Below are 23,380 nucleotides of genomic sequence, written 5' to 3' on the forward strand. Positions count from 1 at the left end.
GCCGGCCCGTTTACGTTGAGGCAGAAGGAAATACCGATGTCAAAACGCGACTATTACGAAGTGCTCGGCGTGTCCAAGGGTGCTTCGGCGGATGAGATCAAGAAAGCTTTTCGCCGGAAGGCGAAAGAGCTGCACCCCGATCGCAATAAAGACAACCCGGACGCCGAGGCCCTGTTCAAAGAGGCCAACGAGGCCTATGACGTTCTGCGCGACGCTGACAAAAAGGCCGCGTATGACCGGTTCGGCCATGCTGCGTTCGAGAATGGCATGGGCGGCGGCCAGCGTGGTGGCGGCTTTGGATCGGGCGATTTCTCCAGCGCGTTTTCTGATGTGTTCGATGACCTGTTCGGCGATTTCATGGGTGGACAGCGTGGCGGCGGCGGTCGCCGTGCCGCTCGCGGCTCGGACCTTCGTTACAACCTGAGGGTTTCGCTGGAAGAGGCCTATTCCGGCCTGCAGAAAACCATCAACGTCCCGACAGCCGTGGCCTGTTCGTCCTGCGAGGGCACCGGCGCCGAGGGCGGAGTTGAACCAACCACCTGCCCGACCTGTTCCGGCATGGGCAAGGTACGCGCACAACAGGGCTTTTTCACTGTCGAGCGCAGCTGCCCGACCTGTGCTGGTCTGGGACAAATCATCAAGAACCCCTGCAAATCCTGCCATGGCTCGGGCCGGGTCGAGAAGGAACGCGCGCTGTCGGTCAACATTCCGGCGGGCGTCGAAACTGGCACCCGTATCCGTTTGGCGGGCGAGGGCGAGGCCGGAATGCGCGGCGGTCCTCCGGGCGATCTCTACATCTTTGTCGAGGTGACTCCGCACAAACTGTTCGAGCGGGACGGCCCGAACCTGTATTGCCGCGTGCCTGTCAGCATGGCGAAGGCGGCGCTGGGCGGCTCGATCGAAGTGCCCACCATCGACGGTGGCCGCGGCCGGGTACAGATTCCGGCCGGCAGCCAGTCGGGCCGGCAGATGCGCCTGCGCGGCAAGGGTATGCCTGCGCTGCGGGGCGGCGGTATCGGTGACATGTTCATCGAGCTTGCGGTCGAGACTCCGGTCAACCTGACCGCGCGGCAAAAAGAGCTGCTGCAGGAGTTCGACGATCTGGGAGAGGACAACCACCCGGAATCGAAAAGCTTTTTCTCGTCCGTTAAATCCTTCTGGGAAAGGATGCAAAGCTGATCCCAGCGTTCCAGACCCCGAAAGGCCGGCGTATCATCGCCGGCTTTTTTGTTTTCTAAGTCCAGATTGGCCCGAAACTGCGCGGAATTGGCCCTTGATTCTCGGCCTCAGCCTTGAGAATGTCCGCGCCAACCGTTGGGGTGCCCCGGAACCGGGGCTGAGAGGCGCGAGCCAACCCATCGAACCTGATCCGGGCAATACCGGCGGAGGGAACGGTCTAAAACACTCAGACGTTTTCCATGCCCGCGTTGCCCCACATGCAAGAAGGGAGCGACATGGCGCATATCGCTTTGACCATCGCAGGATCCGACAGCGGCGGAGGGGCCGGTATTCAGGCCGATCTCAAAGCGATGTCGGCGCTGGGTGTGTTCGGTGCCAGTGTCATCACCGCGGTCACCGCCCAGAACACGCAGGCGGTCACCGCTGTGCATGGTATCCCGCTGGACGTGATCGCCGCGCAGATCGACGCGGTTCTGTCCGATCTGGACGTGCGCGCGGTCAAGATCGGCATGTTGGCCACGCCCGAGATCATCCAAACCGTCGCCGACGGCCTGTCCGGCTTTGCCGGGCCCATCGTGCTGGACCCGGTGATGATCGCCAAATCGGGCGATGCCCTGCTGGCGCGCGAGGCGGTGCAAACGTTGCGCGAGGTGCTGCTGCCCCGCGCCACCGTCCTGACCCCGAACCTGCCCGAGGCCGCCTGTCTGCTGGACCGGCTGGTCGCCGAAACGCCCGAGGAGATGGTCGCGCAGGGCCATGACCTGTGCACCCTGGGGGCTGGGGCCGTCCTGATGAAAGGCGGACACGGCAAGGGCGATACCTGCCATGATCTGCTGATCGATCAGAACGGCGTCATCGGTGAATTTACCGCGCCCCGTCAGGACACGCGCAACACCCACGGCACCGGATGCACCCTGTCCTCGGCCGTCGCGGCCGGTCTGGCCAAGGGGCTGCCTCTGGTCGATGCGGTGGCGCAGGCGCATGACTACCTGCAAGGCGCGATCACCCGCGCGGATGAGTTGCAGGTCGGCTCGGGCCACGGGCCGGTACATCACTTCCACCGGGTATGGCCGGCGTGACGATTTGGTCGGTCATAGGTGCCGGCGTCGCCGGCTTGGCCGTGGCCTCGGAACTGGTGGCGCGGGGCGCGCAGGTACAGGTGTTCGATCCGGGCGGGCCGCCCGGTGCGCATGGGTGTTCCTGGTGGGCCGGCGGCATGCTGGCGCCGTGGTGCGAATATGAAAATGCCGAGGAACCGGTGCTGAGGCTGGGGCAGCAGGCGATCGACTGGTGGGCGGCCCGCACCCCGGTCGCGCGGCAGGGAACGCTGGTCGTGGCCAACACGCGCGACCTGCCCGACCTGCGCCGCTTTGCCCGCCGGACCGAGGGATTCACGCAGGTCGATCAAGCGAAAATCTTCGAATTAGAGCCTGATCTGCACGGGTTTTCCCAAGGTCTGTTCTTCACCGACGAGGCGCATCTGGACCCTCGCCGCGCGCTGCAGGACCTCTATCGCGGTTTGCAGGACAAGGGGGTCGAATTCCACCGCAAGCTGGCCCCGTCGCGGCTGGACAACGCCATCGACTGCCGGGGCCTGCACGCGCGCGACATCCTGCATGATTTGCGCGGTGTGAAGGGGGAAATGCTGGTGATCCGCTGCCCCGACGTGACCCTGACCCGGCCCGTGCGGCTGTTGCATCCCCGGATGCCGCTCTATGTCGTACCGCGGGGCGAGGGCATCTACATGCTGGGCGCCACGATGATCGAATCCGAGGACAGCAGCCGGATCACCGCGCGCTCGATGCTGGAACTGCTCAGCGCGGCCTATGCGCTGAACCCGGCCTTTGGCGAGGCCGAAGTGCTGGAGATCGGCGTCGATCTGCGCCCGGCCTTTCCCGACAACCTGCCGCGGATCCGCCGGCTGGGGCGGACGATCTATGCCAACGGGTTGTATCGCCACGGCTACCTGCTGGCCCCGGCGCTGGCCCGGGGCGTGGCCGATCTGGCGCTGAACAACACACATTCGGAGATGGTCGATGAAGATCGTGCTTAACGGCGCGCCGCGCGAGGTGCGCGCCGAAACCCTTGGCGAGCTGCTGGCGGAATGTGGCTTTTCCGGCCGCGTCGCCACCGCGGTGAACGAGGAATTCGTGCCCTCCAGCCTACGCATCGCGCATAAACTGGCCGAGGGCGACCGGGTCGAGGTCGTCGCACCGATGCAGGGGGGATGAAGATGAAGACGTTTTACGGCACCGAACTGCCCAACCCGCTGATGTTGGGCACCGCGCAATATCCCAGCCCGGCGATCCTGGAACAGGCGTTCCGGGCCAGCGTCGCGGGTGTCGCCACTGTCTCGCTGCGGCGCGAAGGCGCGGGCGGAGCGGGTCAGGCCTTCTGGTCGATGATCCGCGATCTGGGCGTGCTGATCCTGCCCAACACCGCCGGCTGCCACACGGTCAAAGAGGCCGTCACCACCGCCCACATGGCGCGCGAGGTGTTCGACACGCCGTGGATCAAGCTGGAGCTGATCGGCCACACCGACAGCCTGCAACCCGACGTGTTCCAACTGGTCGAGGCCGCGCGCGTTCTGACCGACGAGGGGTTCCAGGTGTTTCCCTACACCACCGAAGACCTGATCGTGGCCGAGCGCCTGCTGGCCGCCGGGTGCCAGGTGCTGATGCCTTGGGGTGCGCCGATCGGGTCGGGGCGCGGGTTGAACAACGAATACGCCCTGCGCGCGATGCGGGCCGAGTTTCCCGACGTGCCGCTGGTGGTGGATGCGGGCATCGGCCTGCCCAGCCACGCCGCCCACGCGATGGAGCTGGGCTATGACGCGGTTCTGCTGAACACCGCCGTCGCCCGTGCAGGCGATCCGGTGGCGATGGCGCAGGCCATGGCGCTGGCGGTGCAGGCCGGGCAACTGGCGCATCAGGCCGACCCGATCGAGCCGCGCGACATGGCCGAACCCTCGACCCCGGTGATCGGAAAGGCCTTTTTGTCATGACGCTAGACCGCTTCTATCCGATCTTCGATCATACCGATTGGCTGCGGCGGATGCTGCCGATGGGCGTGAAGCTGGTGCAGCTGCGCATCAAGGACCAGCCCGACACGGTGGTGCGCATGGAAATCGCCGCCGCGCAGGCCCTGTGCCGCGACCACGGTGCGGTGCTGGTGGTGAACGACTATTGGCAGGCCGCCATCGACGCGGGATGTGACTGGATCCACCTGGGGCAGGAGGATTTGGACGACGCCGACCTGCCCGCCATCCGCAAGGCTGGGCTGAAGCTGGGCGTGTCCACCCACGACGATGACGAGCTTGAACGCGTGCTGGCGATGGACCCGAACTATGTGGCGCTGGGGCCGGTCTACCCGACCATCCTGAAAAAGATGAAATGGCACCAACAGGGCCTGCCGCGCGTGACCGAGTGGAAACGGCGCGTGGGTGACATCCCCCTGGTCGGCATCGGCGGTATGAGCGTCGAGCGCGCACCGGGCGTGTTCCAGGCCGGGGCCGACATCGTCTCGGCCGTGACCGACATCACCCTGAACCCCGGCCCCGAAGCGCGGGTGCGCCAGTGGATCGAGGTCACGCGATGAGCCGTTACGCCCGCCAGATGATCCTGCCCGAGGTCGGGGCAGAAGGGCAGAACCGCCTTGCCCGCGCAAGGGTGCTGGTGGTCGGCGCCGGGGGGCTGGCCGCGCCCGTGTTGCCGCTGCTGGCCGGGGCCGGGGTGGGGCGTCTGACCATCGTCGATCCCGATACGGTGGACCTGTCGAACCTGCACCGCCAGACGCTGTTCACCGAATCCGATTGCGGCCGCCCCAAGGCCGAAGCCGCCGCCGAACGCTGCCGCGCGCTGAACAGTGAGATTACCGTTGAGGCGCAAAAACAGACTCTAACGCCCGCCAATGCTGCTGATCTGGCGGCTAAGGCCGATCTGGTTCTGGACTGCGCTGACAGCTATGCGGCCAGCTATACGTTGTCGGATACCTGCCTGGCGCAGGGCAAGCCGCTGATCAGCGCTTCGGTCCTGGGTCTGTCGGGGTATGTCGGCGGGTTCTGCGGCGGCGCGCCGTCCCTGCGCGCGGTGTTCCCCGACGCGCCCGACAGCGGGGCCAGTTGCGCCACCGCAGGCGTTCTGGGACCGGTCGTGGCGATGATCGGCGCGATGCAGGCACAGATGGCGCTGGGCGTGATCCTGGGCCTCGATCCCTCGCCGCTGGGCCAGATGGTGCAGGTGGACGGGCGAAGTTGCACCAGCAGCGGTTTCCGCTTTGACACCGCGCCGGAACCCGACAGCCATTTTCCCTTTGTCGCGCCCGCGCAGCTGACTCCGGACGAACTGATCGTCGATCTGCGCAGCGTCGATGAGGCCCCCCAGCCGATACACCCCGACGCCCGCCGCCTGACGGTCAAGGCGCTCAAAAAAGAGTCTAACAAAGGCAAAACGCTGGCCCTCTGCTGTGCCACCGGGCTGCGCGCCTGGCGCGCGGCCGAGGAACTCCACCCCCATTGGCCCGGCCGGATCGTTCTGGTCGCCGCCGCAACGTCGTGAAGCAAAAGGAAACGCAGACCATGAAGAAACTGATCACCGCCCTTGCCCTGCTGGCCGCCGCGCCCGCCTGGGCGCAGGACAAGATGACCGTCCTGCTGGACTGGTTCGTGAATCCCGACCACGGGCCGATCATCGTGGCGCAGGAAAACGGCTATTTCGCCGAACAGGGGCTTGAGGTCGAAATCGTCCCGCCCGCCGATCCGTCGGCCCCGCCGCGCCTTGTGGCCGCCGGTCAGGCCGATCTGGCCGTGTCGTACCAGCCGCAGCTGCACCTGCAGATCCACGAGGGCCTGCCGCTGAAACGGGTCGGGACGCTGGTCGCCACGCCCCTGAACTGCCTGCTGGTGCTGGAGGACGGCCCGATCAAATCGCTGGCCGACCTCAAGGGCAAGAAGATCGGCTTTTCGGTCGCCGGCGTCGAAGAGGCGATCCTGACCGCGATGCTGAACGCGCATGGCGTGTCGCTGGACGATATCGAGATGATCAACGTCAACTTCTCGCTGTCGCCGTCGCTGATGACGGGGCAGGTGGATGCCGTGATCGGCGCCTTCCGCAATTTCGAGCTGAACCAGATGGATATCGAAGGCGTTCCGGGCCGCTGCTTCTACATTGAGGAAGAAGGCGTGCCGCCCTATGACGAGCTGATCTACGTCGCCAACCCCGAAACGATGGACAAGGACATGATTGCCCGCTTCCTGGCCGCAACCGAGAAGGCCACGCAGTATATCGTGAACAACCCGGAAAAAAGCTGGGAGATCTTCGCTGCCACCTCGCCCGAGCTGCAGGACGAGCTGAACGCCCGCGCCTGGGTCGATACCCTGCCGCGTTTCGCGCTGCGCCCTGCAGGTTTTGACGCCGGCCGCTATGCCCGGTTCGAGGCCTTTCTGAAAGACTCCGGCATGATCGACAGCATCAACCCGGTCAGCGACATCACCATCGACGTGACCGCGCAATGAGCGACTATGGCAAAGCCTTCGCGCTTATGCGCGATGCGGCGCAGGGGCCGTGGCGGGACTATACCCGCCACGCCTTTGTCGAGGGGCTGAAGGACGGCTCCCTGCCGCGTGCGGCGTTTCTGCATTACCTGCGGCAGGATTACGTGTTCCTGATTCATTTTTCGCGCGCCTGGGCGCTGGCGGTGGTGAAATCGGAAACCCATGCCGAGATGCTGGCCGCGTCGCGCACGGTGAACGGTCTGATCAGCGAAGAAATGAAGTTGCATATCGGCATTTGCGAGGCCGAGGGCATCAGCCAGGACGAGCTGTTCGCCACGCCCGAACGCGCCGAGAACCTGGCCTATACCCGCTATGTGCTCGAGGCCGGCTACAGCGGTGATCTGTTGGATCTGCTGGCGGCGCTGGCGCCCTGCGTGATGGGATACGGGGAAATCGGCACACGGCTGGCGGCCGAGGCCGCCTCGGACACCTACCGCGATTGGATCGACGCCTATTCCAGCAGTGAATATCAGGAAGCCTGTCAGGCTGTGGGTGAACTGCTGGATTCGGCTCTAATAAGGCGACTTGGGGCGGATTTCCGTACCACACCGCGTTGGGATCGCCTGTGCCAGACCTTCCGCACCGCGACCGAGCTCGAGGTGAATTTCTGGCAGATGGGTCTGACCCCATGACCCCGCCCCCCGATCTGACCATCAGCGGACAGGCCAGCATCGACGGCGCGCCTCTGTTCGCGCCGCTGACCCTGTCGCTGAAGGCCGGGCAGTGGACCTGTCTGCTGGGCGGATCGGGGGTCGGCAAGACCACGGTTCTGCGCCTGATCGCCGGGTTGGCGACGGGGGCAGAGTTCACCGGCGAGATCCGCGCCAGCGACGGGCTGCCGGTGGCCGAGCGTGTGGCCTACATGGCGCAGGATGATCTGCTGCTGCCCTGGACCACGGTCGCGCAGAACGTGGCGCTGGGCGCGCGCCTGCGCGGCGAACGGGTCGATCAGGACCGCCGCGCCCGGTTGATCGAACGGATGCGGCTGCAGGATCACATGGCCAAGAAGCCCTCGGAACTGTCGGGCGGGCAGCGTCAGCGGGTGGCATTGGCCCGGACCCTGATGGAAGACAAGCCGATCATCCTGCTGGACGAGCCGTTCTCGGCGCTGGATGCGCGCACCCGCGCCGACATGCAGGATCTGGCTGCCGAGGCTTTGCAGGGACGGACCGTCCTGCTGGTTACCCATGACCCGGCCGAGGCCGCGCGTCTGGGCCAGTCGATCATGGTGATGACGCGACACGGCCTGACCCCATGCCAACCGCCTCACGCGCCGGTGCCGCGGAAGGTGGACGATCTGGAAACGCTGGAAACGCAGGGGGCGCTGCTGAAACTGCTGCGCGAGGAGGTGGCATGAAGACGCTCTCGGCCCTTGCCGCGACGTTGTTTGCGCTGGCCATTTGGCAGGCGATCGTCACCCTGACCGGCCTGCCGAAGTTCATCCTGCCCGGCCCGGCATTGGTGGCCGAGACCTGGTGGCAGAACCGCTGGCTGATCGCCGAACACACCTGGATCACTGCAATCGAGGTGCTGATCGGTTTGGCCTGCGGCACCGTGCTGGGCGTCGTCACCGCGCTGCAGCTGGCCAATTCCCGCGCCGCGCGGGTGCTGGTGCAGCCGATGCTGGTGTTTACCCAGGCGCTGCCGGTCTTTGCGTTGGCACCGTTGCTGACCCTGTGGCTGGGCTATGGGCTGTGGTCCAAGGTCGCGATGGCGGTGCTGATCATCTATTTCCCCATCACCTCGTCGTTTTTCGACGGGCTGATGCGCACGCCGCCCGGCTATCTGGACCTGGCCCGCACCATGCAGGCCAGCCCGCGCAGCGTGTTGTGGCATATCCGCATCCCGGCGGCGCTGCCCTCGCTGGCCTCGGGGATGCGGCTGGCGGCGGTCTATGCCCCGATCGGGGCGGTGATCGGCGAATGGGTCGGCTCGTCGCAGGGGCTGGGATACCTGATGCTGCTGGCCAATGGCCGCGCCAAGACCGACCTGATGTTTGCCGCTATGCTGACGCTGGGGGTGTTCTCGATCCTGCTGCATCTGGCAGTGCGCCGCGCCACGGCCCGCATGGCCGGTGAGGCGCGTTAACCATTCGGAAACCGATTCTGGGGCAATCATGGGCGCATGACCAAGGACGCTTTTGCCGAAGCCCCATCGCTGTTCGAAACTGACGAAGCGCCGGTGACGCCGCTGCCCACGGGTCGGCTGCCCTCGTATATCAAGGACCACCGCAAGCGCCTGCGTGAACGGTTCATGTCGGGCGGCGCCGGGGCGATGCCGGATTACGAGTTGCTGGAACTGGTCCTGTTCCGCTCGATCCCCCGGCAGGACGTGAAACCGCTGGCGCGGCTGCTGCTGGATACATTCGGCGATTTCAACCGGGTGCTGACCGCCCCTGTGGAACGCCTGCGTCAGATCAAGGGCGTGGGCGATACGGTCATCACCGACCTCAAGATCCTCGAGGCCTGCGCCCATCGCATGGCCCGCGCCCGGGTGATGCAGCGGCATGTGATTTCCAGCTGGGACGCGTTGCTGGATTATTGCCACACCACCATGGCGCATCGCGAGATCGAGCAGTTCCGCGTGTTCTTCCTGGACCGCAAGAACGTGCTCATCGCGGATGAGGAGCAGGCCAAGGGCACCGTCGATCACGTACCCGTCTACCCGCGCGAGGTCGCCAAACGCGCGCTGGAACTGAACGCCTCGGCGCTGATCCTGGTGCACAATCATCCGTCGGGTGATCCAACTCCGTCGCAGTCGGATATCGACATGACCAACCGCATCAACGATGCCTGCGCCGCACTGGGGCTGACCTTGCACGACCACCTGATCATCGGCAAATCGACCGAGCTGAGCTTCCGCTCGGAAGGTTATCTCTGACCGCTAGCGCACCCAGACTTCGACACGACGGTTGGCCTTGCGGCCCCATTCCGTGTCGTCGCAGGCCATGGGCATGGCTTCACCGAAACCTTCGACTGCGATCGCGACGGTTTCGGGGACTGCGGTCTCGATCGCGGCAAGGATCGCGTTCCGCACTGTCTGTGCGCGCCGCAAGGCGATGCGGGCATTGGTTTCCGCAGCACCGTCTCCGTCACTGAAACCGACGAAGACCAGTTTGCGCCCGTCATACTGGCCCGATTCAAGCGCCTGCGCCATTTGCAGGATGTTCGATCGCGACTGCGCGTCTGGCCGCGACGATCCCGGCTCGAACCGGAAAGACACCGACAGGCGCGACAGCGGGCGCAGAGTTTCGATCATCCGTTGCAGTTCTTCCAGACCCACCTCGGACCCACCCGAGGTGATGGCGTTGGCCAACCGGTCGCCCTGAAGCCCAAGACGTACCAGTTCGTGGGACTGGTCGACGAAACCGGCTTGCCGGATGACCATCTGTGCCTCGGGGCTTTGGACATACGCCAGAAACTGGCGGGCGATCTTCGGGAGGCGCCGCTGTGGAAGATACAGGAACATCGGCAGGGTCAGCGGATAGTCCTCGGTCTTGATGGCGGCGCGCGTGGCGCGCAATGCGTGACCGCATCCGCCGGCCAGCGGCAGACTGCGCACGTTTTGCGGGTCAGCGTGGCTGACGATACCGAGTGCGAACGGATCGCGCGCAACCGCTGCTGCCAGTTTCGCGCTGCGGGTGTGGCGGATCACGTCCTCATGCGCCTGCACACCGGCTGGCTGCATCACCTGGTCTTGCACGGCCTGACCAACGCCTGTTGTCACATCCGGTAGATGAACGGCGATGGGGGCATCCGGGCCACCGAGCTGTGCCCAGTTGGCGACCTCGCCATTTATGACCCGCGCCAGGTCCGAAACCGAGATCTGCTGGATCGGATTGTCCAATGAGACCACCGGCACCAGTGCGCCAAGCGCCACCACCCGCGACCGGCGCGGTCGGGACAGGTCGCCCAGACCGTTTTCCTGCGCCGCCGCGGCCTCCTGCGGGCGGATTTCGCGCATCGCCAAAGCGATGTCTGCCTGATCGGCGGTCAGATCGGCAAAACCGCGGTCGGTGTCCGAAACGCGCAGGAAAAACCGCGCCAAAGGAGCGGTCCGATCCGGCTGCGTCAGGGCAAAGACAAGCTGCGCAGGGTCCGTGCCTTCGCTTAGCACGTTCAGGTTTTCTCGTTGCGCAAAGCCTTCGATCAGGGCCGGAAGTAGGGATTCGGCCATCACCGATGCGCCAGAGAAGTGCACTTCGGCCACAAAGTCGATCAGGTTGGGGCAAGCCGGACCGTCGCAGGTGACGCCGGATCCATCCACGGTCAGTTCGCCGAACTGGGTGTCCACACGGTAGAATTCACCATCAAACCCCAACAGGTTCCCGGTGATCTCGACCTTGCCGTCATGCGAGGTCAGTGTGATGTCCTGAGCGAGGGCGCCTGAAGCGCCAGCCATCAACGACAACACCGTCATCGTCGCGTGAAGATACTTCATAAAGACCTGTAGACCTGCCTGCCGTTACTTTGCGGCGATTGTCAGGTCTTGGAACAGATTATTCAACACCAGAAAGTCCTGTCCGCTGTCGCAGGCCGGCAGGGAGATCGACAACTCTCGCGACCGCAGCCCTTGATCGTCCAGCAACTCGAGCGCTTGCAGATCCAGGTCCTGCCCACAATTCCGGGGAGTCACTTCGGCCTCGACGCTCAGGGCGACGGTGCCATTTGCGTCGGCTGCGTTGCGGGGGATCGAATAGATCTCGACATTGCGCTCGCCGGCCATGCCGAAGTGGACAACCTGCCCGGTGCCGGAGTTGCTGGCGTTCGACCAGACATGCCCGGCCTCGCCATAGGATGCACCGAACTCCAACGCGTGCAGTTGCAAATCGGTGTCCCCCGTCCATTGCAGCGCAACCCGGTCATAGTCTGAATAATCAGGAATGTGAGTGGTGGCGACAGTGCCGCGCTGGTTTTTGAACGAGATCAGGAAAATGGCATATTCCGACAGGGCGGGAATGGACAGGTCCAGACGGCCGTCCTTGTCGGTTCGGGCGCTGAACGTCATGCCGCTGTGGTGCAGCTCGACGGTTTCATCGGGATTGCAGGGGGCCTTCAGGGTCAAACGTGCTGTCGCATTGGGGGCCGCCATTGCGCGGGCCCGGAGATCGCAGTTGACCTGCGCCTGAGGAGCGGCAGCCTCTGCCCGGGGCGGAACCTTGGCCGAGGTTTCGGGGGCCGTGGACGCATTCGGCGTCGCCGAAGTCAAAACGATACCTTCCAACCCGGCAATCACGGTGCCTTCTCCAGACGGCTGGATCATCGCTTGACGTGTTTCCTGCACGTCCGGCTGTGAGGCCGGTCCGTTCTGCATCAGGTAGCCGATGGCCAAGGCGCATGCGACCGTGCCACCTGTGGTCACGTAGTTCCGTATTACAAACAAGACACCCTCCCCAGTTGAAGGAGCGAGTCGGAGATTGCTTAACAATCGCGGCCAATATGTGGCCGCGACGCGGACTCATTATGTCGGGAATCTGACCGGATCAGGCAAGCCGACCATGGCAGTGCTTGAACTTCTTGCCGGACCCGCAGGGGCAGGGATCGTTGCGCGACGGATTACCCCAGGTTGACGGGTCATCCTCGACAAAGCCGGGCCGCGCATCGCCCGAGGCCTGCGCCTCGGCCACCGCTTCGGCCTGTTCGGCGGCTTTCTTGATCTGGGCCTGCTGCGCCTGCATCTGCGCCAGCATCTCGCGCTGCTCTTCTTCAGTCAGCGGGCGGACGCGGGCCAGTTGCTGGGTAACCGTTTCGCGCAGGCTGTCGAGCATGTTCTCGAACAGCTGGAAGCTTTCGGTCTTGTATTCGTTCAGCGGATCGCGCTGGGCGTAGCCGCGGAAGCCCACGACCGAGCGCAGATGTTCCAGGGTCAGCAAGTGCTCGCGCCACTTGCTGTCGATGGTCTGCAGCAGCACCTGCTTTTCGATGTTGCGCATGTTCTCGGGGCCGAAGGCGGCGGCCTTCTGGGCCATCATCTCGTCGGTGGCCTTGATCAGGCGCTCGCGAACCACGTCGTCGTCGACCCCATCCTCGGCTGCCCACTCCTGCACCGGAACATCAATGTTCAGCTTTTCCTTGAGGGTCGCGTGCAGCCCGTCGGTGTCCCACTGGTCGGCGTAGGTTTTGGGCGGCATGTACTGGTCGATCAGATCGTCGATGACCTGTTCGCGCATGTCCGAAACGATTTCGGACAGATCGTCGGTCGACATGATTTCGCGTCGCTGGTTGAAGATCACCTTGCGCTGATCGTTCATCACGTCGTCGAACTTGAGAACGTTCTTGCGCATGTCGAAGTTGCGGCCTTCGACCTTGGCCTGCGCGCGCTCCAGCGATTTGTTCACCCAAGGGTGGACGATCGCTTCGCCTTCTTTCATGCCCAGGGTGGTCAGAACCTTGTCCAGCCGTTCCGAGCCGAAGATGCGCATCAGGTCGTCTTCCAGGCTGAGGAAGAACACGGTGCGGCCCGGGTCGCCCTGACGGCCCGAGCGGCCGCGCAGCTGGTTGTCGATGCGGCGGCTTTCGTGGCGTTCCGAGGCCAGAACGAACAGACCGCCGGCCTCCAGCACCTTTTGCTTTTCTTCGGCATGACGCGCCTCTTCCCGGGCGCGCAGTTCGGCTGGGTCGGCCTCGGGGTTCTCGGCCAGCGCCTGCATGACGCTCATTTCGACGTTGCCGCCCAGCTGGATGTCGGTGCCGCGGCCGGCCATGTTGGTGGCGATGGTTACCGCGCCCAGACGTCCGGCCTCGGCCACAATCTGGGCCTCCTGCTCGTGCTGGCGGGCGTTCAGGACATTGTGCTTGATGCCTTCCTGGGTCAGCATCTCGCTGAGCATCTCGGACTTCTCGATCGAGGTCGTGCCCACCAGAACCGGCTGGCCCTTGGCGTTGGCCTTCTTGATCTCTTCGATCATGGCCGCGTATTTCTCGGCCGCGGTGCGATAGACCTGATCATCCTCGTCGACACGGGCGATCGGCTTGTTGGTCGGCACTTCAACCACGCCCAGGCCATAGATTTCGGCGAATTCCTCGGCCTCGGTCAGGGCGGTACCGGTCATGCCGGCCAGCTTGTCATAGAGGCGGAAATAGTTCTGGAAAGTCACGCTGGCCAAAGTCACGTTTTCGGGCTGGATCGGCGCGCCTTCCTTGGCTTCGATCGCTTGGTGCAGGCCTTCGGACAGGCGGCGGCCCGGCATCATCCGGCCCGTGAATTCATCGATCAGAACCACGTTTCCGTCGCGTACGATGTAGTCCTTGTCCCGTTGGAACAGCTTGTGCGCACGCAGGCCTTGGTTGACGTGGTGCACCACCGTGGTGCTTTCGGGGTCGTACAGCGACTGGCCCTCGGGCAGCAGGCCACTGGCGTGCAGCTGCTCTTCAAGGAACTCGTTGCCTTCATCGGTGAAGGTCACGCTGCGGGACTTCTCGTCGATCGTATAGTGATCGTCCTGCAGGGACGGGATCAGACCGTCAATGGCCGTGTACAGATCGGACCGGTCCTGAGATGGACCCGAGATGATCAGCGGCGTGCGCGCCTCGTCGATCAGAATCGAGTCGACCTCGTCCACGATCGCGAAATTGTGGTGCTTCTGGTAGACCTCGTTCAGATCCGCCTTCATGTTGTCGCGCAGATAGTCGAAGCCCAGCTCGTTGTTGGTGGCATAGGTGATGTCACAGGCATAGGCCGCTTTTTTCTCGGCATCGGGCTGGCCCGACCAGATCACGCCGGTGGTCATACCCAACGCGCCGAACACGTTGCTCATCCATTCGGCGTCACGCTTTGCCAGATATTCGTTGACCGTGACGACATGCACGCCCTTTCCGGTCAGTGCGTTCAGATAGGCGGGAAAGGTGGCGACCAGTGTCTTGCCTTCGCCGGTTTTCATCTCGGCGATATTGCCCTGATGCAGGAAGATGCCGCCCATGAGCTGCACGTCAAAGGCCCGCAGACCCAGCGCGCGCTTGGCGCCCTCACGAACGTTGGCGAAAGCCTCGGGCAGCAGGTCATCTAGGCTCTCGCCCTCGTTGGCCCGCTTGCGCAGCTCTTCGGTCTTGGCTTTCAGATCGTCATCCGAGAGTTTTTCGAGCTCCGGCTCCAGCGCGTTGATCTTTTCGACCAGCGGGCGGGTTGCCTTGATCTTGCGGTCGTTCGGTGTTCCGAACACCTTTTTGGCAAGCGTACCGAGTCCCAGCATGTTCACTCCAGCGGATCTTTTCTTGTCTTGGTTGCGACAGGCTTGCCCACCTTGCGCGCAACCCATAGATAGCTGGGAGGAAAAGATGGTCCTGTCAAAGGCTGCAAGCGATGTAAGCGGCAGGTTCCAGAGTGTCAACGCCACGCCCTGTCGCGGCCAGAATATAGGATGAATTCATGCCCAAAGGTCTCACTTTTCTGCCATCGCTGGCTCTTGCGGCCATGATGGCCCTGCCTGTCGCCGCTGAAACCGAACCCTCTGCCGATACGGTTGTGGCGCGCGTCAACGGCGACGAGATCACTTTGGGTCACGTGATTGCCACCGCGGCTGGCCTGCCGCCGCAATATCAGCAGTTGGAAGACGAGGTCCTGTACCAGTTCATCGTCGAGCAGCTGATCCAGCAACAATTGCTCAGCCAGGAGCAGGACGAGCTGACCCGCCTGAACGCGCTGATGCTGACCAACGAAGAGCGCTCGCTGAAGGCGGTGCAGACGGTGAACCAGATCACCGATGCCCAGGTGACCGACGACGCGATCCAGGCCGCCTATGACGCGCAGTTCGCGGACTTCCAAGGCGAGGACGAGTTCAACGCCAGCCACATCCTTGTTGCGACCGAGGACGAGGCCAAGGAGATCAAGGCGCAACTGGATGACGGGGCCGATTTTGCCGAGCTGGCCAAGGAGAAATCCACCGGCCCGTCCGGTCCCAATGGCGGCGCGCTGGGCTGGTTCGGCAAGGGGCAGATGGTGCCCGAATTCGAACAGGCCGTGATCGGGCTGGAAAAAGGTCAGGTCTCGGACCCGGTGCAGACCCAGTTCGGGTGGCATGTCGTGGTCCTGAACGACAAACGCAAATCCGAAGCGCCCGAGTTTGCGGCGGTGCGGGATGAACTGGCCCAGTCCGTTCGTCAGGAGGCCATTCAGGCCAAGATCGACGAGCTGACCCAGGCGGGCAGCGTCGAACGCCCCGAGGTCGAGGACCTGACCCCGGATGTGGTCCGCAAGCTGGACTTGGTTCAGGAGTAACCCGGCGTGGCCAAGATCACCAAGGTGTCTCCGCTGGCCCCCGCGGCCTTTCCTGATCTGCCGGTCATCGACGGTGTACGGTTCGCCACCGTCGCCGCCGGGGTGCGGTATCAGGGCCGCACCGACGTGATGCTGGCGGTGCTCGATCCGGGCACCGCGGTGGCCGGTGTGTTCACCCGTTCGGCCACACGTGCGGCGCCAGTGCTGGATTGCCAGGACAAGATCGGCGGGCCCAGTGACGGGCCGGCGGCGATCCTGGTGAACTCGGGCAATGCCAATGCCTTTACCGGACAGTACGGGCGGGCCTCGGTCGAGCAGATTACCGCTGCCGTGTCGCAGGTCACCGGCGTGGCGCAGAACCGCGTGTTCACCTCGTCCACCGGGGTGATCGGCGAGCCGCTGCCGCATGACCGGATCGTGGCCCGGCTGGACGAACTGACCGCCGGCCTGCGCGCCGACGCGTTGGAAGAGGCCGCGCGGGCGATCATGACCACCGACACCTTCCCCAAAGGCGCCAGTGCGCAGGTTGAGATTGACGGCAAAACAGTTTCTATTGCGGGGATTGCCAAAGGGTCGGGCATGATCGCACCCGACATGGCGACGATGCTGGTCTATATCTTCACCGATGCGAAGGTTGACCAATCAGCGCTGCAACGGATGCTGTCCGAGCAGACCGACCGGACCTTCAACTGCATCACCGTGGACAGCGACACCTCGACCTCGGACAGCCTGCTGCTGTGCGCGACCGGCGCGTCAGGCGCGGATGCCACCGGCAATGCCGATTTCGCGCGGGCGCTGGAATCGGTGATGCTGGATCTGGCGCATCAGGTGGTGAAGGACGGCGAAGGCGCCACCAAATTCGTCGAGATCCGCGTGACCGGCGCCGCCTCGGACGCCGATGCCAAAGTCCACGGCATAGCCATCGCCAATTCACCGCTGGTCAAGACCGCCATCGCGGGCGAGGATCCGAACTGGGGCCGGGTCGTCATGGCTATCGGCAAATCCGGCGCGGCGGCCGATCGCGACACGCTCAGCATTTCCTTCGGCGATATCCTCGTGGCCGAAAAAGGCTGGGTCAGCCCGACCTATCGCGAGGAAGACGCCGCCGCCTACATGAAGGGCCAGGAACTGGTGATCGCGGTCGATCTGGGGCTGGGCGACGGCAAGGCCACCGTCTGGACCTGCGATCTGACCCACGGCTACATCGAGATCAACGCGGATTACCGGTCGTGAAATCTGAGCAATTCCAGCATAAGTGGAGCCCGGTTTTGCGTCCGGGATTGCGACCATGAAAACGGTTCTCGTCTCTGCCGTCGCCTTGATCGACGTGGATGGGCGGGTGCTGCTGGCGCAGCGCCCGGAAGGCAAGGCCATGGCTGGGCTGTGGGAATTTCCCGGCGGGAAGATCGAGCCGGGCGAAACCCCCGAGGCCGCCCTGATCCGCGAATTGCACGAGGAACTGGGCATCGACACCTGGGCCTCGTGCCTGGCGCCGCTGACCTTTGCCAGCCACAGCTATGACGATTTCCACCTGCTGATGCCGCTGTTTGCCTGCCGCAAATGGCAGGGCATCCCGCAGTCGAAAGAAGGTCAGGCGCTGAAATGGGTGCGGGCGAACGAATTGCGCAACTATCCGATGCCGGCGGCGGATGTGCCACTGATCCCGATTTTAAGGGATTGGTTGTAGGGCGCAAAGCCAGGGACGTTCGAGTTGATAGGTCTGGATGTCTTGTATGCGGACAATTCGGAAGTTCAAAACTTATACTTGTGTTCATTGAATCGCGCCTTTGGAGCGTTGCGCTCAGAGACAAGAAATTGCTAGCAAACTCTAGTGAAGCAGCGACGAGTGCGCGTTTTTCGAACCCATTTGTTACTCACTTGAATTAAAGGCTGAACATTATGAGAGATCGTCTGTTGTTGCTCCTTGCAGCACTTGGCCTCGTGCCGATCGCACTATCTTACGGGCTCGTACCGTCTGTCACAGTAACATATTTGCTTGGCTTCCCAGTGGAAGGAACGAACCAAGTGCATGTTTTCCGAGCCATAATGGGGCTTTATCTGGCAAATGCCGTTTTTTGGCTGATCGCAGCAGGAAAACCGGAGTTGCAGCGCCCCGCGCTCTGGGTGCTTTTTCTGTTTATGGTGGGCCTAGCCACCGGGCGCGCGCTGAGCATCATATTGGATGGCATGCCTGGGTTCGTTCTTTTGTTCTATCTTGTGGCCGAATTGGTATTCGGCGTGTTGGCCTTTGTTTCGTTGCGAAGAAATGATGAAATCACTTGAGGTTGTCATGACTGTAGTTCGAACCAAGCATCGCTCGCTCGCGGGAATGCCTCTAATTTTCGCTACCGCGATGATGGCGCACGCGTCATCCGTGCAAGAAGCGGTGGACGAAAATATTACATTGATTGAGGTCGCCATCGAGGAGGCTGGATTGGCTTCCATTGCCTCGATTGACCACGCTCGGCTCGCGGCTGCCGAAGGCGTAGAGATGCCGCCCTCGCGTGTTCAGATATTCTCGGACCCTGAAGTCAACACACCCATTCTGAAAGAAAACATACGAGCGGGGCTCGACTTACCATTCCGCGTTCTTTCTTACGCACAGGATGGTACTGCTGAAGTCATTCACACAGGTTCGGATTTTCTGGAAGTCCGCCATGGGCTCAGAGACAAGTCCGCACTCGACACATTCTCTCAAAGACTAGGAGAAGTAACGCGAGAGGTCGACGGCGATACAGCACCAACAGATGGGCTCAGCAGAGACTATGGTATCATCGAGTTGACCTCCGAACTAAGTGTTGCCGAGGCGGTTGAAAACATTACCAAGATCGTAGTGGCGCAAGACGATACTGTCTGGTTCGGTGAAATTGACTTTAGGGCAGAAGCTGCAACGCAGGACGCTGAACTGCCCGAAGCGGTTCTTTTGCTATTCGGCGGACCTGGGCCTGGTGGTGTGGCGATGGCCGAGTTCCCGGCAATCGGCCTTGATGCATTTTGCCAAAAGTTGCTGGTTTACGCGGGCGATGACGGTGGCTCAGTCGTGATTTTCAATGATATTGCTGCCTTTGCCGAGCTTCACTATGGCTCATCAGCCAAACCGCATCACGCGCTGAACGAAAGGCTTACAGCGACTTTTCAAAAAGCACTTCAGTAGAGCGATACCGCGCATCGCAAAAACGATGCAATTGCAGCACTGCAGAATTGTGAGTTCTTTCAAAAACTGAGGTCCGCTTTGGGCTCGAAGCTGCCATTTATCACGCTCTGCATATACAACCGTTATGATATTCTCTTTAGCGTTTCGGCGTAGAAGCAGAATGCAAACCCACGCCGCTCTTTTTTGAAGCGTGCTATTTCGCAGTTTGTACAAGACGTACAAATCGGAACATCACCCCGGCATCCCTGTTACAATTCGTAAGATTCCGGAAAACATCACGAAAAAGTTGACGCTGATCGTCCTCCTTGTCCTTAATCGGGGCAGCGGCGCGCGGGTCTGACCCGGCGACGTCGTTCCGGCCCAAACCGGGGCCGGATGGGGAGGAGAGATAGAATTGGCTCAGACGCAGTCGGGCGCCGAAGGGATGCACTCCCTTCCGGCGCTGCTACACCGCAATGCGACGCAGTTCGGGGATGCCCCGGCCTACCGCGAAAAGGAATTCGGGATCTGGCAGTGCTGGACCTGGGCGGAAACGGCCGCCGAGATCCGTGCGCTGGCACTGGGATTCCTGGAGCTCGGCGTTGAAAAGGGCGACCATATCGCCGTGATCGGGCGCAACCGTCCGGCGCATTACTGGTCGATGGTCGCGGCCCAGATGGTGGGCGCGGTGCCGGTGCCGCTGTATCAGGACTCGGTCGCAGAAGAGATGGCCTATGTGCTGGAACACTGCGGCGCGAAATACGTGGTCTGCGGCGACCAGGAGCAGGTCGACAAGGTTATCGAGATCCAGCAGGACATGCACCAGGTCAAGCACATCCTGTACACCGACAAACGCGGCATGCGGAAATACGACCACAGCCAGATGAACGCGCTGAGCGACATCATGGCCGAGGGGCGCGCCGGGCATCACCGGTTCGATGCCGAGCTGGACCGCCGCATCGCCGAGATCACCTATGACGACACCTGCGTGATGCTCTATACCTCGGGCACAACGGGCAAGCCCAAGGGCGTGGTTCTGTCGAACCGCAACGTGATCGAAAGCGCAAAGAACTCGGCCGAGTTCGACCACCTGACCCGCAACGAGGATATCCTGTCCTATCTGCCGATGGCTTGGGTGGGCGATTTCATCTTTTCGGTCGGTCAGGCCTATTGGTGCGGGTTCTGCGTGAACTGTCCCGAAAGCGCCGACACGATGATGACCGACCTGCGCGAGATCGGCCCGACCTACTTCTTCGCGCCGCCGCGCGTGTTTGAGACCCAGCTGACCAACGTGATGATCCGGATGGAGGATGCCAGCCCGATGAAGCAGCGGATGTTCCGCTATTTCATGGATCACGCCAAAAAGGTCGGCGGGCGCATCCTGGACGGCCACCCGGTCGGCTTCGTGGATCGCCTGAAATACGCGATCGGAAATGTGCTGGTTTATGGGCCGCTCAAAGACACGCTGGGCTACGGCCGGTTCCGTGTCGGGTACACCGCGGGCGAGGCGATCGGGCCCGAAATTTTCGATTTCTACCGCTCGCTGGGGATCAACCTGAAGCAGCTGTATGGTCAGACCGAGGCAACGGTGTTCATCACCGTCCAGCCCGACGGCGAGGTGCGCGCCGACACCGTCGGTGTGCCTGCGCCCGATGTCGAACTGAAGATCGCCGAGAATGGCGAGATTTTCTATCGCTCGCCCGGAGTGTTCGTTGAATACTTCAAGAACCCCGAATCCACTGCCTCGACCAAGGACCCCGAAGGTTGGGTGGCCACGGGCGACGCGGGGTTCATCGAGGAAAGCAGCGGCCATCTGCGGATCATCGACCGCGCCAAGGACGTGGGCAAGATGGCCGACGGTTCTATGTTCGCGCCGAAATATGTCGAGAACAAGCTGAAGTTCTATCCCGACATCCTGGAGGCGGTGCTGTTCGGCAATGGACGCGACCGCTGCGTGGCCTTCATCAACATCGACCTAACGGCGGTGGGCAACTGGGCCGAGCGCAACAACATCGCCTATGCCTCGTACCAGGAACTCGCGGGCCATCCGCGGGTACTGGAGACGATCCGCAGCCATGTGGAAGAGGTCAACAAGTCGGTTGCCGCCGACGAGATGCTGTCGGGTTGCCAGGTGCACCGGTTCGTAGTGCTGCACAAGGAACTGGACCCCGACGATGGCGAGATCACCCGCACCCGAAAAGTGCGCCGCAAGTTCGTCGAGGACAAATACGCCGACATCATCGCCGCGCTCTATGACGGGTCCGAGACGGTATCGACCACGACCGAGGTGACCTATGAGGACGGGCGCAAGGGATCGATCAGCGCCACGCTGGATATCGTCGACGTGCCGGTCGTGCCGGTGTCGCATCAGAAGGTGGCCGCGGAATGAGGCCGGTGGTGCGCCGCTCGGCCTGCGGCCATCGCCCCGCCCGCCGTCCCGTTCACCCGCAGTTTGAGGAGTAGACGATGCTGGATGCATCCGACGACGGATATGTCACCGAGGATGGCCGCAAGATCGGCGGCGTGGTGATGGAGATGAAGAACATCACCCTGCGGTTCGGCGGCGTGGTGGCGATCAAGGACATCTCGTTCGACATCCGCCAGGGCGAGATCCGCGCGATCATCGGGCCCAACGGCGCGGGCAAGTCCTCGATGCTGAACGTGATTTCCGGCTTCTACATCCCGCAGGAGGGCGAGGTCTGGTTCCACGGGGCGAAACGCCCGCAGATGAAACCCTATGAGGTGGCTCGCCAGGGTATCGCCCGGACCTTTCAGAACATCGCCCTGTTCGAAGGCATGAGCGTTCTGGACAACGTGATGACCGGCCGCCTGAACTTCATGAAGACCAACATCCTGCAGCAGGCGATCTGGCGCGGCAAGGCCGAGGCGGAAGAGGTGGAAAACCGCGAGGCGGTCGAAAAGATCATCGACTTTCTGGAAATCCAGCACATCCGCAAGACGCCGGTGGCGCGCCTGCCCTATGGCCTGAAGAAACGCGTCGAACTGGCCCGCGCGCTGGCCGCCGAACCCAAGCTGCTGCTGCTGGACGAGCCGATGGCCGGCATGAATGTCGAGGAAAAAGAGGACATGAGCCGCTTTATCCTGGATGTGAACGACGAATTCGGCACGACCATCGCCCTGATCGAGCATGACATGGGCGTGGTGATGGACCTGAGCGACCGCGTGGTCGTGATGGATTACGGCAAGAAGATCGGGGACGGCACGCCCGACGAGGTGCGCAACAACCAGGAAGTCATCGACGCCTATCTGGGGGTCAGCCATGACTGAGCACCGCACAGAATTGAGGGGAGGCGCAGATGCCTGATCAGTTGATTTTCGCGATGGAGGTCTTTCTGAACGGCCTCATGGCCGGGGTGCTGTATGCGTTGGTCGCGCTGGGCTTTGTGCTGATCTACAAGGCGTCGGGGATCTTCAATTATGCCCAGGGGGTTATGGCCCTGTTTGCGGCGATGACGCTGGTGGGGATCATGAACGGGCAAGTGCCGTTCTCCCATCTGATCAACGCGATCTTCGGCACGCATATTCATTACTTCGGCTGGAACGTGCCGGCGCTGCTGGCCATTCTGCTGACGATGGGCGTGATGGTCCTGCTTGCCTGGGCGGTGCAGCGCTTTGTCATGCGCCACCTTGTGGGGCAGGAGCCCATCATCCTGTTCATGGCCACCATCGGTCTGGCCTACTTCCTGGAAGGCGTGGCCGACCTGATGTGGGGATCCGAGATCAAGACGCTGGACGTGGGTCTTCCGCAGGGCATCAACCTGTGGATCGACGAGACCACCTACAACATCTTCGGCTACGGCTTCTTCATCGACAACCTGGACATCGTGGCGACGGTCATCGCGGCGCTTCTGGTGGCGGCACTGGTTGCGTTCAGCCAGTACACCAAGCAGGGCCGCGCCATGCGGGCCGTGGCCGACGACCACCAGGCCGCGCTGTCGGTGGGCATTTCGCTCAACTTCATCTGGATCATGGTGTGGTCGGTGGCCGGGTTCGTGGCGCTGGTCGCGGGCATCATGTGGGGCACCAAGTCGGGCGTTCAGTTCTCGCTGTCGCTGATCGCGCTCAAGGCGTTGCCGGTTCTGATGCTGGGCGGGTTCACCTCGATCCCCGGCGCCATCGTCGGCGGGCTGATCATCGGCGTGGGCGAGAAGCTGTTCGAGTTCGCCGTGGGCCCGCTGGTGGGCGGCGCGACCGAGAACTGGTTCGCCTATGTGCTGGCGCTGATCTTCCTGGTGTTCCGGCCGCAGGGCCTGTTCGGCGAGAAGATCATCGAGAGGGTGTAG

General features: G+C 62.8%; 23 protein-coding genes and 1 riboswitch. Of the genes, 20 read left to right on the forward strand and 3 right to left on the reverse strand.

From position 1 onward, the window contains the following. Positions 1 to 36: 36 nt before the first annotated feature. The 12 genes from dnaJ (at position 37) to radC (ending at position 9,610) form a co-directional block, all read left to right on the forward strand. Positions 37 to 1,179 carry a molecular chaperone DnaJ gene (dnaJ, locus tag ACR0LD_RS11235; protein WP_170361153.1) on the forward strand — a complete coding sequence of 381 codons (1,143 nt, stop codon included), beginning with the start codon at positions 37 to 39 and terminating at the stop codon, positions 1,177 to 1,179. Between the two features lie 126 nt (positions 1,180 to 1,305). Further along, positions 1,306 to 1,408, forward strand: a riboswitch (TPP riboswitch). Between the two features lie 46 nt (positions 1,409 to 1,454). Next, on the forward strand, positions 1,455 to 2,258 hold the full coding sequence (gene thiD / locus ACR0LD_RS11240; RefSeq protein ID WP_170342696.1) for a bifunctional hydroxymethylpyrimidine kinase/phosphomethylpyrimidine kinase: 804 nt from the start codon (positions 1,455 to 1,457) through the stop codon (positions 2,256 to 2,258). Continuing rightward, on the forward strand, positions 2,255 to 3,232 hold the full coding sequence (locus tag ACR0LD_RS11245) for an FAD-dependent oxidoreductase (RefSeq protein ID WP_480636988.1): 978 nt from the start codon (positions 2,255 to 2,257) through the stop codon (positions 3,230 to 3,232). The genes thiD and ACR0LD_RS11245 overlap by 4 nt, the downstream gene beginning before the upstream one ends. Next, entirely contained in the window at positions 3,216 to 3,410 is a 195-nt protein-coding gene (gene thiS / locus ACR0LD_RS11250; protein ID WP_170364407.1) for a sulfur carrier protein ThiS, read from the forward strand. The genes ACR0LD_RS11245 and thiS overlap by 17 nt, the downstream gene beginning before the upstream one ends. Positions 3,411 to 3,412: 2 nt before the next feature. Beyond that, on the forward strand, positions 3,413 to 4,183 hold the full coding sequence (locus tag ACR0LD_RS11255) for a thiazole synthase (protein ID WP_480636990.1): 771 nt from the start codon (positions 3,413 to 3,415) through the stop codon (positions 4,181 to 4,183). Then, on the forward strand, positions 4,180 to 4,776 hold the full coding sequence (locus ACR0LD_RS11260) for a thiamine phosphate synthase (protein ID WP_170361158.1): 597 nt from the start codon (positions 4,180 to 4,182) through the stop codon (positions 4,774 to 4,776). The genes ACR0LD_RS11255 and ACR0LD_RS11260 overlap by 4 nt, the downstream gene beginning before the upstream one ends. Continuing rightward, positions 4,773 to 5,735, forward strand: a complete 963-nt coding sequence (locus ACR0LD_RS11265) for a ThiF family adenylyltransferase (protein WP_480636992.1) — start codon at positions 4,773 to 4,775, stop codon at positions 5,733 to 5,735. Before ACR0LD_RS11260 ends, ACR0LD_RS11265 begins: the two co-directional genes overlap by 4 nt. A 20-nt stretch (positions 5,736 to 5,755) precedes the next feature. Beyond that, positions 5,756 to 6,691, forward strand: a complete 936-nt coding sequence (locus tag ACR0LD_RS11270; RefSeq protein ID WP_170361162.1) for an ABC transporter substrate-binding protein — start codon at positions 5,756 to 5,758, stop codon at positions 6,689 to 6,691. Continuing rightward, positions 6,688 to 7,362 carry a thiaminase II gene (gene tenA, locus ACR0LD_RS11275; RefSeq protein ID WP_170364418.1) on the forward strand — a complete coding sequence of 225 codons (675 nt, stop codon included), beginning with the start codon at positions 6,688 to 6,690 and terminating at the stop codon, positions 7,360 to 7,362. The genes ACR0LD_RS11270 and tenA overlap by 4 nt, the downstream gene beginning before the upstream one ends. Beyond that, positions 7,359 to 8,087 (forward strand): ABC transporter ATP-binding protein, encoded by a 729-nt coding sequence (locus ACR0LD_RS11280; RefSeq protein ID WP_480636994.1) that lies wholly within the window; start codon positions 7,359 to 7,361, stop codon positions 8,085 to 8,087. Before tenA ends, ACR0LD_RS11280 begins: the two co-directional genes overlap by 4 nt. After that, complete coding sequence (locus ACR0LD_RS11285; protein ID WP_170361167.1) at positions 8,084 to 8,818, forward strand: ABC transporter permease; 735 nt, start codon at positions 8,084 to 8,086, stop codon at positions 8,816 to 8,818. The genes ACR0LD_RS11280 and ACR0LD_RS11285 overlap by 4 nt, the downstream gene beginning before the upstream one ends. A 36-nt stretch (positions 8,819 to 8,854) precedes the next feature. Beyond that, positions 8,855 to 9,610 (forward strand): RadC family protein, encoded by a 756-nt coding sequence (gene radC / locus ACR0LD_RS11290; RefSeq protein ID WP_170405652.1) that lies wholly within the window; start codon positions 8,855 to 8,857, stop codon positions 9,608 to 9,610. A 3-nt stretch (positions 9,611 to 9,613) separates the two neighbouring features. On the opposite strand, the gene ACR0LD_RS11295 is transcribed toward radC, so the two are convergent. From ACR0LD_RS11295 to secA, 3 genes are all read right to left on the reverse strand, one after another. Then, entirely contained in the window at positions 9,614 to 11,170 is a 1,557-nt protein-coding gene (locus tag ACR0LD_RS11295; RefSeq protein ID WP_480636996.1) for a phosphate ABC transporter substrate-binding/OmpA family protein, read from the reverse strand. Positions 11,171 to 11,194: 24 nt separating this feature from the next. After that, positions 11,195 to 12,112 (reverse strand): hypothetical protein, encoded by a 918-nt coding sequence (locus ACR0LD_RS11300; RefSeq protein ID WP_480636998.1) that lies wholly within the window; start codon positions 12,110 to 12,112, stop codon positions 11,195 to 11,197. 100 nt (positions 12,113 to 12,212) lie between these two features. Further along, entirely contained in the window at positions 12,213 to 14,918 is a 2,706-nt protein-coding gene (gene secA / locus ACR0LD_RS11305; RefSeq protein ID WP_480637000.1) for a preprotein translocase subunit SecA, read from the reverse strand. 176 nt (positions 14,919 to 15,094) lie between these two features. Here secA and ACR0LD_RS11310 point away from each other — a divergent pair, with 176 nt between their 5' ends. The 8 genes from ACR0LD_RS11310 (at position 15,095) to ACR0LD_RS11345 (ending at position 23,380) form a co-directional block, all read left to right on the forward strand. Next, positions 15,095 to 15,943, forward strand: coding sequence for a peptidylprolyl isomerase (locus ACR0LD_RS11310; protein WP_480637002.1), 849 nt, complete (start codon positions 15,095 to 15,097; stop codon positions 15,941 to 15,943). 6 nt (positions 15,944 to 15,949) lie between these two features. Next, on the forward strand, positions 15,950 to 17,176 hold the full coding sequence (argJ, locus tag ACR0LD_RS11315) for a bifunctional glutamate N-acetyltransferase/amino-acid acetyltransferase ArgJ (protein ID WP_480637004.1): 1,227 nt from the start codon (positions 15,950 to 15,952) through the stop codon (positions 17,174 to 17,176). Positions 17,177 to 17,231: 55 nt separating this feature from the next. Beyond that, the gene (mutT, locus tag ACR0LD_RS11320) at positions 17,232 to 17,630 is read left to right on the forward strand and encodes an 8-oxo-dGTP diphosphatase MutT (RefSeq protein WP_170340762.1); all 399 of its coding nucleotides are present in this window, start codon (positions 17,232 to 17,234) and stop codon (positions 17,628 to 17,630) included. Between the two features lie 212 nt (positions 17,631 to 17,842). Further along, positions 17,843 to 18,226: a DUF4345 domain-containing protein gene (locus ACR0LD_RS11325; protein ID WP_093965090.1), complete on the forward strand. Its 384-nt coding sequence runs from the start codon at positions 17,843 to 17,845 to the stop codon at positions 18,224 to 18,226. Next, a complete protein-coding gene (locus ACR0LD_RS11330; protein ID WP_480637007.1) occupies positions 18,213 to 19,097 on the forward strand; it encodes a DUF302 domain-containing protein in 885 nt (294 codons plus the stop codon). The genes ACR0LD_RS11325 and ACR0LD_RS11330 overlap by 14 nt, the downstream gene beginning before the upstream one ends. Before the next feature lie 424 nt (positions 19,098 to 19,521). Beyond that, the gene (locus tag ACR0LD_RS11335; protein ID WP_480637410.1) at positions 19,522 to 21,465 is read left to right on the forward strand and encodes an AMP-binding protein; all 1,944 of its coding nucleotides are present in this window, start codon (positions 19,522 to 19,524) and stop codon (positions 21,463 to 21,465) included. Between the two features lie 77 nt (positions 21,466 to 21,542). Next, entirely contained in the window at positions 21,543 to 22,364 is an 822-nt protein-coding gene (locus ACR0LD_RS11340; protein WP_093963943.1) for an ABC transporter ATP-binding protein, read from the forward strand. Between the two features lie 29 nt (positions 22,365 to 22,393). Beyond that, a complete protein-coding gene (locus ACR0LD_RS11345) occupies positions 22,394 to 23,380 on the forward strand; it encodes a branched-chain amino acid ABC transporter permease (RefSeq protein WP_170340766.1) in 987 nt (328 codons plus the stop codon).

The sequence above is a fragment of the Ruegeria sp. BF8 genome, from assembly GCF_056538625.1.